General features: G+C 50.0%; 13 protein-coding genes. 12 read left to right on the forward strand and 1 reads right to left on the reverse strand.

The genetic code is table 11. From position 1 onward, the window contains the following. The first annotated feature begins 10 nt into the window (after window positions 1–10). The 9 genes from mutL to ACXAFR_RS14940 all read left to right on the forward strand — a co-directional run bounded on the left by mutL (window position 11) and on the right by ACXAFR_RS14940 (window position 9,760). Window positions 11–1,885, forward strand: coding sequence for a DNA mismatch repair endonuclease MutL (gene mutL / locus ACXAFR_RS14900; RefSeq protein WP_475178248.1), 1,875 nt, complete (start codon window positions 11–13; stop codon window positions 1,883–1,885). After that, a complete protein-coding gene (miaA, locus tag ACXAFR_RS14905; protein ID WP_475178249.1) occupies window positions 1,885–2,886 on the forward strand; it encodes a tRNA (adenosine(37)-N6)-dimethylallyltransferase MiaA in 1,002 nt (333 codons plus the stop codon). The genes mutL and miaA overlap by 1 nt, the downstream gene beginning before the upstream one ends. Window positions 2,887–3,029: 143 nt before the next feature. After that, window positions 3,030–3,287, forward strand: coding sequence for an RNA chaperone Hfq (gene hfq / locus ACXAFR_RS14910; protein ID WP_475178250.1), 258 nt, complete (start codon window positions 3,030–3,032; stop codon window positions 3,285–3,287). A gap of 14 nt (window positions 3,288–3,301) precedes the next feature. Beyond that, complete coding sequence (gene hflX / locus ACXAFR_RS14915) at window positions 3,302–4,606, forward strand: ribosome rescue GTPase HflX (protein WP_475178252.1); 1,305 nt, start codon at window positions 3,302–3,304, stop codon at window positions 4,604–4,606. A gap of 176 nt (window positions 4,607–4,782) precedes the next feature. After that, the gene (gene hflK / locus ACXAFR_RS14920; protein WP_475178253.1) at window positions 4,783–5,940 is read left to right on the forward strand and encodes an FtsH protease activity modulator HflK; all 1,158 of its coding nucleotides are present in this window, start codon (window positions 4,783–4,785) and stop codon (window positions 5,938–5,940) included. Continuing rightward, a complete protein-coding gene (gene hflC / locus ACXAFR_RS14925; RefSeq protein ID WP_475178255.1) occupies window positions 5,940–6,824 on the forward strand; it encodes a protease modulator HflC in 885 nt (294 codons plus the stop codon). The genes hflK and hflC overlap by 1 nt, the downstream gene beginning before the upstream one ends. Before the next feature lie 136 nt (window positions 6,825–6,960). Continuing rightward, window positions 6,961–7,146, forward strand: a complete 186-nt coding sequence (locus ACXAFR_RS14930) for a DUF2065 domain-containing protein (protein ID WP_475178256.1) — start codon at window positions 6,961–6,963, stop codon at window positions 7,144–7,146. Between the two features lie 106 nt (window positions 7,147–7,252). Beyond that, window positions 7,253–8,434: an ATP phosphoribosyltransferase regulatory subunit gene (locus tag ACXAFR_RS14935; protein WP_475178258.1), complete on the forward strand. Its 1,182-nt coding sequence runs from the start codon at window positions 7,253–7,255 to the stop codon at window positions 8,432–8,434. Window positions 8,435–8,464: 30 nt separating this feature from the next. Next, window positions 8,465–9,760, forward strand: coding sequence for an adenylosuccinate synthase (locus ACXAFR_RS14940; RefSeq protein WP_475178260.1), 1,296 nt, complete (start codon window positions 8,465–8,467; stop codon window positions 9,758–9,760). Window positions 9,761–9,789: 29 nt separating this feature from the next. Here the strand turns inward: ACXAFR_RS14940 and hisA are convergent, their stop codons facing one another. Beyond that, complete coding sequence (hisA, locus tag ACXAFR_RS14945; RefSeq protein WP_475178262.1) at window positions 9,790–10,551, reverse strand: phosphoribosylformimino-5-aminoimidazole carboxamide ribotide isomerase; 762 nt, start codon at window positions 10,549–10,551, stop codon at window positions 9,790–9,792. Window positions 10,552–10,911: 360 nt separating this feature from the next. Between hisA and ACXAFR_RS14950 the strand changes: the two genes are divergently transcribed. From ACXAFR_RS14950 to ACXAFR_RS14960, 3 genes are read left to right on the forward strand one after another with little or no spacing between them, the layout of a single operon-like run. Then, window positions 10,912–11,562, forward strand: a complete 651-nt coding sequence (locus tag ACXAFR_RS14950) for a response regulator (protein WP_475178264.1) — start codon at window positions 10,912–10,914, stop codon at window positions 11,560–11,562. A gap of 41 nt (window positions 11,563–11,603) precedes the next feature. Further along, window positions 11,604–12,932, forward strand: a complete 1,329-nt coding sequence (locus tag ACXAFR_RS14955) for an ATP-binding protein (protein WP_475178397.1) — start codon at window positions 11,604–11,606, stop codon at window positions 12,930–12,932. Next, on the forward strand, window positions 12,929–13,270 hold the full coding sequence (locus ACXAFR_RS14960; RefSeq protein ID WP_475178266.1) for a cupredoxin domain-containing protein: 342 nt from the start codon (window positions 12,929–12,931) through the stop codon (window positions 13,268–13,270). The genes ACXAFR_RS14955 and ACXAFR_RS14960 overlap by 4 nt, the downstream gene beginning before the upstream one ends. Window positions 13,271–13,310: the final 40 nt, after the last annotated feature.

Here is a 13,310-nt window from a genome sequence, read left to right on the forward strand (position 1 = left end):
TTCAGGTTTCATGTCAAAGATAAAATTACTTAGCCCGCGTTTGGCTAACCAAATCGCTGCCGGAGAAGTGGTCGAGCGGCCGGCATCTGTTGTCAAAGAGCTGCTGGAAAACAGCCTCGATGCTGGCGCTCGACGTCTCGATATTGATATCGAACGTGGTGGTGTCAAGACAATCCGATTGCGGGACGACGGCTGTGGAATCGGATCTGAAGATTTACCGCTGGCGCTGAGCCGTCACGCAACGAGCAAAATCTATCAATTAGATGATCTTGAAGCGGTAGCTACGCTGGGGTTTCGTGGCGAGGCTCTGGCGAGTATTTCCTCCGTCTCGCGTCTCACGTTAACCAGTAACGACAGCGATGGCGCTATGGGCTGGTGCGCCACCACGGAAGGGCGGGATATGCAGGCGGATATTCGACCAGCTGCTCACCCTCAGGGAACGACCATCGAGGTGCGCGACCTGTTTTTTAATACCCCTGCCAGACGCAAGTTTTTACGCACTGAAAAAACGGAATTCAATCGCATCGAAGACGTTGTGAGGCGCTTGGCTCTCGCGCATTTCGGTGTGGGGTTCCAGTTACGTCACAATGGTCGTGTGGTTCATAACTGGTCTCCAGCGGCGACTCAGTTGGAGCAGGAGCGGAGGGTTGCTCAGGTCTGTGGGCCGACGTTTATTGAAAATGTCGTGCACGTAGATACCGAACACACCGGGCTCAAACTCAGTGGATGGGTGGCCTTGCCAACTTTTTCACGCAGTCAGGCGGATCTACAGCATTTTTATGTGAATGGGCGCGCGGTGAGGGATAAGCTAGTGACTCATGCCATTCGCCAAGCCTATCAGGATGTGTTGTTCCATGGCCGCCATCCCGCTTATGTTCTTTATCTGGAATTGGATCCCGGTCTGGTGGATGTGAACGTTCACCCAACCAAGCACGAAGTGCGTTTTCGGGATGGGCGCACAGTCCATGATTTCCTATTCCGAACCTTGCACCGGGTTCTGGCGGATGTGCGGCCTGAAGTGGAAGAGGTGGGTGCTGAAGGGGCTTTGTCGCCCAACCAAAATTTGTCGATGTCCCCTGAAGGCCCATACGGAACATCTGGCCAGAGTGATAGCGTGGCTAGAAGCAGCACGTTTGCGCCAATCATTCGCGAGCAGGAGCGCATGAGCTTCCAGTCGTCGGCACCCCCGTCAGCCGGTTCTGTCCAGCAAATGGCGCCGGCATATTCTGCACTCTACGGGAGTGGCGGTATCGGCTCAGCTAGACCCGTGCAAATGCCGGCGGCAAGCGAAGATGAGGAGGTGCCACCTTTGGGGTATGCCATCGCGCAGCTCAAGGGTGTCTATATTCTGGCAGAAAACCGCGATGGATTGATCGTGGTCGATATGCACGCCGCCCATGAACGGATTACCTATGAGCGACTTAAGATGGCGATGCAGGAGCGGCGTTTGCAGGCGCAGCCGTTATTGGTGCCTGTATCGATTGCCGTCAGCGAGCGTGAGGCGGACTGTTTGGAAAGTTATGCAGATATTTTTTCTCAGCTGGGATTCGAAGTAAGGCGGGCGGGACCGGAAAGTCTGTCGTTGCGGCAAGTGCCCACATTACTGAGTCGAAGCGATCCCGAGCAGTTGGTTCGTGACGTGTTGGCGGATCTGCTGGAATATGGCAACAGTAAGCGTATCGAAGAAAATATCAATGAAATTCTGGCCACCATGGCGTGTCATGGCTCTGTGCGTGCTAACCGGCGCTTAACGATCACAGAGATGAATGCGCTGTTGCGAGACATGGAAATGACGGAACGCAGTGGTCAATGTAACCACGGCCGACCAACTTGGACTCTGCAGTCCATGGATGAGTTGGACAAGCTTTTCTTGCGAGGCCAGTGATGGATGGTTCCGAGTCGGAGGCCGGACAGCGACGGCCGCCGGTTATTTTTCTTATGGGGCCGACGGCTTCCGGGAAAACCGACATCGCCATGTCGTTGCGTCATCACATGCCGGTGGACATTATCAGCGTTGACTCTGCTCTGGTGTATCGCGGCTTGAACATCGGTGCTGCCAAACCCTCTGCCGCGGAGTTGCTCGAAGCGCCTCACCGACTCCTGGATATTCGCGACCCCTCAGAGAGTTATTCTGCCGCTGATTTTTGCTCAGATGCTATGGAGGCAATTACGTCCATTCATGAACAAGGGCGAATTCCCCTGCTGGTGGGGGGAACGATGATGTATTTCAAAGCACTCAAAGAAGGCTTGGCGGATATGCCTGCGGCGCAGCCGGAGTTTCGGGCCGAGATCGAAGCTCGGGCGGAACGCGAGGGCTGGCCTGCATTACACCAATGGCTGCAAGCCTTAGATCCGGACGTGGCGGCTAAAATCCACCCAAATCACTCACACCGAATTGCTCGTGCTCTTGAAATTTGTATTCACAGCCGCCATACCGTGACAGAGCTACGCAACCGGCAGCATCAAGCTGAAACAGGGCAGGACTTCGAAAAGCGCTTTAATCTGGTGCAATTGGCACTTGGTTGGCAGGAAAGATCGCTTCTTCATAAGCGCATTGCTGAGCGTTTTAATGCTATGCTGTCTGCTGGTTTCATTGATGAAGTGGCAGCTTTGCAATCACGCGGTGATTTGCATGAGAGCCTGCCGGCGATTCGATCAGTGGGCTATCGTCAGGTTTGGCAGTTCCTTCATGGTGAGTTCCCCGAAGAGGAATTACGCGAACGAGGAATTGCCGCGACAAGGCAACTCGCTAAGCGACAATTGACGTGGCTGCGTAAGTGGAATGGCGCAGAAACGTTCTTTTGGGACAGCCCAGCAGGCCGGGAGCGAAAAAAAGTTGCCGTTCTGGACGAAATCTTGATCTTTTTAGGAAAAAGGACCTTATAATAAAAAGGATCGAGGTGACTGGAATATGGTCAGGAATTTGCACTGGCTCAGGAACCAATGCATTGTGTAGGCGTCGGAATGGGGGACTGTAAAGGGCGTCTGCAACAGTTTTATTTCGCGATTCTTTAAATAGGAGAATAAACATGTCAAAAGGGCATAGTTTACAAGACCCTTATCTTAACGTTCTGCGCAAGGAACGTATTCCAGTATCCATCTATCTGGTAAATGGTATCAAGCTGCAGGGTCAGATTGAGTCTTTCGACCAATTTGTCGTGTTGTTGAAAAACACTGTCAGTCAGATGGTCTACAAGCATGCGATATCGACAGTTGTGCCTTCCCGCGCCGTTCGGGTTCCAATGCTCAACCCACAGGCAGGCGATGGCGACGACTCGGATAGTTAATCTGAGGTTACTCGTTGTTTTTTGAACGTCCAAAATCCGGTGAATCCGCTATTCTGGTTCACCTGGACATATACAATAGTCAAGAATCTGAAGATCCCCGAGAATTCGAGCTGCTGGTCTTATCCGCAGGTGGGGATCCCGTCGATTTTGTTCGTGCCAAGTGTTCTTCGCCCCAGCCCAGGTATTTTATCGGGGCTGGCAAACTTGAAGAATTGAAGGTCAGCGTCAATGCTCACAACGCAGAGCTGGTGATCTTCAACCACAATCTAAGTCCGAGTCAGGAACGCAATCTGGAAGCAGAGCTTAATTGCCGCGTGTTGGATCGCACTGGCTTGATTCTGGATATCTTCGCCCAAAGAGCTCGCACTCACGAAGGTAAGTTACAAGTTGAGTTGGCCCAGCTGCAGCATATGTCGACGCGCCTGGTGCGTGGCTGGACTCACCTTGAGCGACAGAAAGGTGGTATTGGCCTGCGAGGTCCAGGGGAAACTCAGTTGGAGACAGACCGCCGATTGCTGCGGGTACGTATTCGATCCATTGAGAAGCGCTTGGAAAAAGTTCGCAGCCAGCGTGAGCAGGGCCGTAGAGCTCGGCGTCGCGCTCAGCTGCCGACCTTGTCGTTGGTGGGTTACACCAATGCTGGGAAGTCGACGCTTTTCAATGCTATCACCGATGCCTCTGTATTTGCTGAAGATCAGTTGTTCGCCACGCTGGATCCCACGATGCGACGAATTCGCGTGCAGGGGCTGGGGGCTGCAGTTTTGGCCGATACGGTTGGTTTCATCAGTCATTTGCCGCACCGTTTGGTTGAAGCGTTTCGTGCGACCCTGGAAGAAGCGTCAAGCTCGGAGTTGCTCCTGCACGTGATCGATGCGGCGGATGAAGAACGGCACCGGAACATTGAGCAGGTGGATTCGGTACTTGGTGAAATCGGCGCGGCGGATATTCCTCAGCTTAAAATTTATAACAAGATTGATCTCTTGGATGATATGAAGCCGAGAATTGACCGGGATGATGATGGCAGGCCGCTGGCGGTTTGGGTATCCGCGCATCGTTCACAGGGGTTGGAGCTAATCTACGACGCCGTTTCAGAGTTACTGGGATCGCAGCGTATTCGTGATACTCTGTACCTGGAACCTGCGCAGTCTCGCTTACGGGCACGGCTTTATGATCGTCAAGCAGTCACGCACGAAGAGTTTGCTGACAATGGTGAAATTGTTTTGGCTCTCGATATTGAAAAAACGGACCTGTTGCAGATTCTTAGTCAGGAGAATCTGGTTTTCGATTCCCTTCACTGGCAGCAATCGCACAATATTTGAGCTCTGATAGCGATTTGTTTTCTTTGTCCCTAGCAATTTCTTTTTAAATCTCCAGTTCAGCAGCGGAAAGTATCTTAACAATTCGGGGGGCTTTGCTAGAATTCGCCTACACTTGGGTCTGAGATCAGACCTTTGGCCCTGCCGGCTCAATTTATAAAAGACGCGGAGTTTACAATATGGCCTGGAACGAACCGGGTGGAAACAATCAAGACCCCTGGGGGGGCAATAAAGGAAATAATGATGGGCCTCCGGATCTGGATGAGGCGCTGAAAAAATTTCAGGAACGCATGAAAGGAATCTTCGGCTCCGGCAAGAGCGGTGGTGGATCTTCTTCGGGTGGTAGCGGAATGTCCTTTGCTGGTCTGGGATTCGTCGCTATCGTCGCGCTGATTGTCTATGCCCTTTTTGGTATATATCAGGTGAACGAACAGGAGCGTGCTGTTGTTTTACGCCTTGGTGAGTATAAGGAAACCAAGAATCCTGGGTTACATTGGAATGCTCCGCTGATTGATGAAGTAACCTCGGTAAACGTCACCAAATTGCGTCTGCACAGCACAGAAGCAGAGATGCTTACTCAAGATCTCAATATCGTTAACGTCAATATGTCCGTGCAGTATCGTATAAGCGACGCACGTTCATTTGTTCTGCAGGTTCGTGATCCAGAGCGTTCCTTGTCACAGGCCACTGACAGTGCGCTGCGACATGTGGTTGGCTCTTCAGAAATGCACGAAGTGTTAACCGAAGGTCGTGAACGTATTGCCTACGATGTTCAGGAGCGTTTACAGGCATACGTTGATTCTTATCAGGCGGGCATCGAAGTCAGTGCCGTAAACGTTGAAAATACGTCGCCGCCGCAGGAAGTTCAGGCTGCATTTGACGATGTTAACCGTGCCCGTGAAGATGAAGAGCGTCTGAAGAATGAAGCGGAAGCTTACTCAAACGGAATTATTCCCGAAGCTCGCGGACGTGCTCAGCGTGTCATCGAAGAGGCGAACGCCTATCGTGAACAGGTAGTCGCAAAAGCCGAGGGTGAGGCGAAACGCTTTGAGCAGCTCTTAGGCGAGTATGAAAAATCTCCCGATGTGACCCGTGAGCGTTTGTACTTGGATACTGTCGAGCAGGTGCTCGGTCAGAGTTCCAAGGTCTTGCTGGATGTTGAGGGTGGCAACAACATGATGTACTTGCCGTTGGATAAGCTGATGTCCAGCAGTGGTGCGACAACTATGCGTTCAGAAGAGGTTTCTCCGGAAGTGATCAGTGAAATTGCCGATCGTGTCAGTGATCAAATTCGCCGTGATGCGATCAATGCAACTCGTCGTAGGGAGGTCCGGTAATGAACAATAAAATGTTTGTGTTCATCATCGGCGCTCTGGTCGCGGTTCTGATCGCGTCGAACTCGCTGTACATCATTAAAGAAACTGAGCGTGGTGTACTCTTGAAGTTCGGTCAGCTGGTCAATGATGACTTGCGTAAAGGCCTGCACGCCAAAATACCTTTTGTACATGAAGTTCTGAAGTTCGATAGCCGTGTACTCACGTTGGATTCCAAACCTCAACGTTATCTCACGGTTGAGAAGAAGGGTATGATCGTCGACTCTTATGCCAAATGGCGCATCGAAAAAGTGGGCGCTTACTACACGGCAACCAACGGCGAAGAGATGCGTGCTGAACAGTTGTTGGCTCAGCGTATCAACGAAGGCTTGCGTAACCAGTTTGCACAGCGCTCTCTGCAAGAGGTCATCAGCGGTGAGCGGGACCAGCTCATGGTTGATCTAACGGAGAACCTGAATAAGCTGACGATGGATCGCTATGGCATTCGCTTAGTTGATATCCGTGTTAAGCGTATCGATCTTCCTGAGCAGGTAAGTCAGTCTGTTTTTGATCGGATGACGACCGAGCGTGAGCGCGAAGCGCGGGAACACCGCTCGAAAGGTAAAGAACAAGCAGAAGTGATTCGTGCAGATGCTGACCGCCAGCAGACCATCATTGAGGCGGAAGCCTACCGAGATGCTGAGCTACTGCGCGGTGAAGGTGATGCGAAAGCCGCCGCGATTTACTCCAGTGCCTATACGAAAAACCCGGAGTTTTACTCGTTTATGCGCAGCTTAACTGCCTATAAAAACTCCTTTAAGAGTAAGAATGACGTCATTTTGCTACAGCCTGAAAGTGAGTTCTTCCGCTACCTCAATAATAGTAAGGGCGGTAACGAAGCGAACTAACGCTAATTGGTAACAATCTTGTGCGGCAGGTTCTACCCTGTCGCAGATGGTGGTAAAATTACTTAGCCGGACGAGTGGTCCGGCTTTTTTGTGTCTGCGAGGAGAGTCTTGCAGGCAAAGGTCTGCGTGACGGTCTATGTGGGAAGAAATTGGTATAGCCTTCTGTCTGATGCTGGTCATTGAGGGTATCATTCCATTCCTGTATCCCCAGCGTTGGCGCAAACTGGTAATGACGCTAGGCTCGGTCGATGATCGACAATTGCGTCTCATGGGGCTGGCCTGCATGGTGCTTGGCGCCGGATTACTTTATCTCATCCATTGAATGACAGATCGCAAGCGAATGTAGCCGTTGGGAGAACGTCCGTCGGTTTTTGAGCCTGATGCCCGTGTCCGGGTGGGGGCAAGTTCGATTGCTACCTTTTTAGATTATGACTAACGTTGACCGATGGCTGCTGCCCGACGGCTTTGAAGACATTCTGCCCGAAAAAGCTCGCCGTATTGAATCTCTGCGCAGAGGGCTCACAGATCTCCATAAGTCCTGGGGCTATGAGCTTATTATTCCTCCTCTAATGGAATATACCGACTCCCTGTTGATTGGTATGGGTGAAGACGTTGATTTGATGACGTTCAAAGTCACCGATCAGCTCTCGGGAAGAAGTTTAGGTATCCGTGCGGACATCACTTCCCAAGTCGCTCGTATCGATGCTCACAGTTTGCGCCGCAACGGTCCTACGAGACTCTGTTATGCCGGCCATATTCTGCATACCAAGCCGAAATTTCCTCTTGCTACCCGATCGCCGATCAAGGTAGGTGTCGAGCTGTTTGGAGAGGCCGGTGTCACTGCGGATATAGAGGTGTTATCGTTATTTCTTGCCTCACTACGATCCTGCGGCCTGGCTCAACTGAATATCGATCTGGGGCATGTCGAGATTTTTCGCAGTCTCGCGGCTGCCGCCGGATTTAGCGAGGAACAGGAACAACAGTTATTTGATTTGTTGCAGGCAAAAGCCGCCGCTGATATTCGCCAGTGGTTGGAGGACAATGAGGTATCTGAGCCCTGGCGGACTATGTTTTCAAAACTGCCCAAGTTGTCCGGCGGGATTGAGGTTTTAACCGAAGCGCGCCAGAGTTTGGAGCAGGCCCCAGACAAGGTCGCCAAAGCGATTGATACTCTGGAGCAGGTCGCCAACGCTGTTATCGGCCGCTACCCAGAGGCGAATATTTTCCTGGATCTCTGTGAGCTTAGGGGTTATCACTACCACACGGGAATTGTCTTTGCGGCCTTTGCTCCTGGCTATGGTGCTGCGGTTGCCAATGGTGGTCGTTACGACCATGTCGGCGAGGTCTTTGGCCGGTCGCGATCAGCGACAGGTTTTGACGTCGATTTACGAGCCATTGAGTCGCTTCTGCCGGAGCAATCTGCCCCGGTACCGAGAATATTTGCACCTGCGTCTGAGGACGAGGGGCAGTGGCCAGTCATAGAGCAACTGCGCTCTGCTGGTGAAATAGTCGTTTGCGGGTTTCCGGGACAGGATGCGTCGGACTCCGAGTTGCAGTGTCAACGCCAACTGGTACTTATCGAAGGTAAGTATCAGGTGGTGCCGGTGTAGACAGTTTTTTTAGAGAGAGTAATTGAAGCCATGGGCAAGAACGTTGTGATCTTAGGCACCCAGTGGGGTGACGAAGGCAAAGGTAAAATCGTTGATCTACTAACAGATCAAGTGTCACTGGTTATTCGTTTTCAGGGCGGACACAACGCCGGTCACACGCTGGTGATCGATGGTAAGAAGACGGTTTTGCATTTGATTCCTTCGGGCATTTTACGTCCAGAGGTCACCTGCCTAATTGGTAATGGTGTCGTGTTGGCGCCAGATGCGCTGCTCAAAGAGGTCGCTGAGCTGGAAGCCAAAGGGGTTCCCGTTCGGGAGCGTTTACGTATTTCCCCTGCCTGCCCTCTGATTCTTTCGTATCACGCAGCACTTGATCAGGCACGCGAACAAGCGCGTGGCGCGGGCAAGATAGGCACGACAGGGCGGGGTATCGGCCCGGCCTATGAAGACAAAGTGGCACGTCGCGGTCTGCGTCTTGGTGATTTGATGTACCCTGAGCGTTTCGCTACCAAGCTGCGGGAAATTCTCGATTACCACAACTTTGTTTTGACTAATTACTACAAAGCCGACGCGGTGGATTATCAAAAGCTGCTCGACGAGTCCCTCGCGATGGGCGAGGAGCTGCGTCCGACGGTTGCAGATGTCAGCAGTATTTTGCACAACCGCCGTGAGGCTGGTGAAAGCATTCTGTTTGAAGGTGCCCAGGGTTCCTTGCTGGATATTGATCACGGCACTTATCCGTTTGTGACGTCATCAAATACTACTGCCGGTGGCACAGCGACCGGTTCTGGGTTTGGCCCTCTCTATCTGGATTACGTGCTTGGGATTACCAAAGCGTATACCACTCGTGTTGGCTCCGGTCCTTTCCCGACGGAATTGGCCTGTGAAATCGGCCGCCACCTGGGAGAGAAGGGGCATGAGTTCGGTGCGACGACAGGTCGTCAGCGTCGTACAGGATGGTTTGATGCGGTAGCTGTGCGTCATGCGGTACGTATTAATAGTATCTCTGGTCTGTGTCTCACCAAACTTGATGTTCTGGACGGTTTAGAAGAGGTAAAAATCTGTACCGGTTATGCCGACGAAGATGGCGACCCTATGGAAATGCCTTACGATGCAGAGGGTTGGGAGCTGGTCAATCCAGTTTACGAAACCATGCCCGGCTGGTCAGAAAGCACTGTCGGCATGCGTACTTGGGATGAATTGCCAGAACAGGCCAAAGCCTACGTTAAGCGGTTGGAAGAATTGACCGGGGCGCCCGTTGATATCATTTCCACTGGCCCGGATCGCGTAGAAACCATCGTATTGCGCCACCCCTTCGACGAATAACTATTGTGATTGGCAGCGAGGAAAAACGATTATCCTCGCTGTCGATTCCACTCAATACACTCTTGTAGAGTAATTCCCTTTCCGCCAAAAATATCCAGCGCACTTCCGATCGTCAAATCGACGCGTCCAGAAGAAAGCTGTTCAACAGATTCTAAGTCAGCCAAATTCCTCGCCCCGCCCGCATAGGTGACCGGTATTGGGCTATGCTCCCCAAGAAGTGTTACCAAATCTGCGTCTATACCTTGTTGCAAGCCTTCAACATCGGCGGCATGAATTAAAAATTCATCACAGTGGTCGGCCAGCTGAGCCAGGGTATCTGGGGTTACGGCTAATTGAGTGATAGTCTGCCAGCGATTGGTTGCAATGTTCCATCCGGTGTCTGAGCGGCGACAACTAAGGTCGAGTACTAACCGGTCTTTGCCAACTTGGTTGGTCAATTGGTGTAGGCGTGTCCAGGAAAACTCTCCATCCTCGAACAGGAAGGATGTCACGATAACGTGAGAAGCGCCGGCATCCAGATACTGAGCGGCATTGTTCCCATTAACTCCCCCGCCGACCTGAAGCCCGTTTGGCCAAGCCTTGAGTGCCTTATAAAGCTGTTCCTGATTGCCGGGTCCTAACGCAATAACATGCCCTCCTTGCAGATCATTTTGCCGGTATAGGTCTGCATAATAATCGGCAGATCGCTGGCTGATAAAATTGGTTGTCGCTCCATCATCGGTTAAGGAGCCACCGACAATCTGCTTTACCTGGCCTTGGTGCAGGTCGATACATGGTCTGAAAAGCGTCACTGTTTCTGTCCTGGCGAAAATAATATCAGTATACCAGTAAGAGCTAATTCTTAGCGCCTTAAGAGGTGGGATGTCGCTAAGAGAATCTTAAGTTTTTCGCGCTAGAATTTTGCAAATCCCTATAGAAGAAATTTGAAAACGAAATGATATCCAACTTAAACCAGGAATAAAGTGAGTTGATGGATGATATGCGCGAGAAAATGGAATAACGCGGAGACTTCGCATATACGAGTTCGTTATCTGTGAAGCTTGGCCGGTTGGAAAAAAGTCAGTGAAATGTAGAATTTGTATGCGTATTCTATTTACAAGATCAGGCGGGAAATCCTTCGCCTTTAATCCGGATAATTCAGGAAAATTCTCTTGCGTATCATACTCGTTGAGGACGATCGATCATTAGCCGACGGTTTAAACTTGGCGCTCGCTCAAGCGGGATTTGATTTGCATCACGTTACCAGAGGTGGGGATGCGTTGCATGTCATAAAAACGGATCCGCCCGACATGATGATTCTGGATCTGGGATTACCGGATATGGATGGTTTTGAAGTTTTGCGTCAAGCAAGAAGTACCTTACCTGTTTTGATCTTGACGGCTCGTTCAGAACTTGATGATCGCGTTAAAGGGCTTAATCTAGGTGCTGATGATTATCTGTCTAAACCCTTTGCCATCCCAGAACTCATTGCTCGTCTGCGTGTAATAGCCCGCCATTTGAGTAAGCAAACAACCAATACGATTCAGATCGGTAACGTCATTCTGGATACAGAATCGCAGGTCGTTGAATTCAATGGCGAGCAATTAGAATTACCCAGGCGTGAGTATGCGCTATTGAAAACCTTAATGGAAAATCCTGGTAGAGTGATGACCCGTGAAAAGCTTGAGGGAAGGCTCTACAACTGGGGCGACGAAGTCTCAAGCAATGCGCTAGAGGTACACATTCACCAGTTGCGAAAGAAGTTTGGTACGACGTTTATTAAAACGATTCGCGGCGTGGGATACACAATTAAGAAGCCGTGAAATCGATACGTGTTTTTCTCGTTGTTGCAGTGCTATCTGTGATGACTCTCACAACGTTTTTGGCTTCATTGCACGGGTACCGATCAAGTATTGCCCTGGCTGAAGATCTGTTCGACAAAAAGCTAGAAGCCATTACCTATCTTTTGGATGATTTGATCGATTCTAATGATATTGTTCGTGATCTAAGAGCCTTCGATAAAATAACTCGATTTCAAAAAGCAGATCTGATCTTTCAAATCTGGGGAGAGCACGATGATCTTATTCTCGGTACCGAAGGTATTATTACGCCATTGGCGCCATTAAAAGAAGGTTATTATTTTGAAAATCATCGTCAATATCGTTGGCGGATTCGTGTCCACCACAAACCACAAGAAGGGATCTGGATTTTGGTTGGAGAACGCGCAGATGTTCGTTACCAACTCGCAGAAAACATCATTCTAGAGTCGATATTACCCGTTATCATTTCTCTGCCTATTGCGGCATTATTTATTTGGTGGGTTATTGGAAACGGATTGTCGGTTTTGACCCGATTGGCGTCAGATCTTCGTAGTCGACAGCCTGATGATTTACAACCCTTGATCTATGAGACCTTGCCTGAAGAACTGGAACCCGTACTGCTCGCAATTAATCGACTCTTTCAGCGGTTAGAGATGGCATTTCAAAGAGAGAAAAACTTTGCCGCTGATGCCGCACATGAGCTGAGAACCCCCATCAGCGCATTAAAGGTTCACGTATATAATATCAATAATAATTATCCAGAGCTTACGCACGCACTTAGTATTCTCAATACCGATTTGGATCGGCTTGAACATTTGGTTGAGCAGGTTCTCATTCTTTATCGAACCAATCCCGATACGAGTGAGTTTTTTCGTGAAGGTGTTGACCTTGAGGCGCTTTGTCAGGAAGCGGTGAGTGATATTTATCCCAGCCTTGAAAGCAAGCGCCAGAATATTGAGTTGCAAGCCTCGCCCTGCGCGCCAATTTTTGGCAATCGCTATATGCTGCAGGCTATGATCAGTAATCTTTTGGTGAATGCACATAAATATTCTCCTGCTGGCGGGGATATCAAACTCACTCTTAGTCAAAATAGAAATCATATTATTTTAAATGTCGTTGATGACGGTGATGGAATTCCTGAGAGTGATTATGGAAGGGTTTTTGACCGTTTCTATCGCGTTGGAGGCGACAGACATGCGTCGTCAGAGTTTGGATGTGGATTAGGGCTAGCTATCGTAAAGCACGTTATCGATTTGCATCGAGGAGATATACATTTTCGCAAGCAATCTCTCGAAGATTCTAAAACTGTTTTTGTTGTTCAGGTGTCCTTTCCTGCAAGCTATCGTGGCAGCCTTCCGGAGAAGGAATCTTGAGACTGAAATTTCGATGTATAGAATTCGTCTGTGTTCTCACACTATCGACTTTTAGTCAGCATCTGTGGGCAGAACAGCCAATCTACAAAATAGAAATCATTAACCATCTGTTTGAGCCAAGTACATTGGAGGTTCCTGCAGGAGTTAAGTTTAAGCTGATTGTTTTAAATCGTGATACAACGCCAGAAGAATTTGAAAGTTACGAATTAAACAGAGAAAAGGTGGTGGTAGGTGAAGGAAAAATTACAATTTTTATTGGACCGTTGATGCCAGGAGAATATTCATTTTTTGGAGAGTTTAATCCAAAAACTGCTCAGGGAAAAATGGTCGCTAGGTAGTTTTCGTTTGTCATACCAAATTGCAACGCTAGGCGTTATG

Source organism: Pseudomaricurvus sp. ABR4_320, from assembly GCF_056159445.1.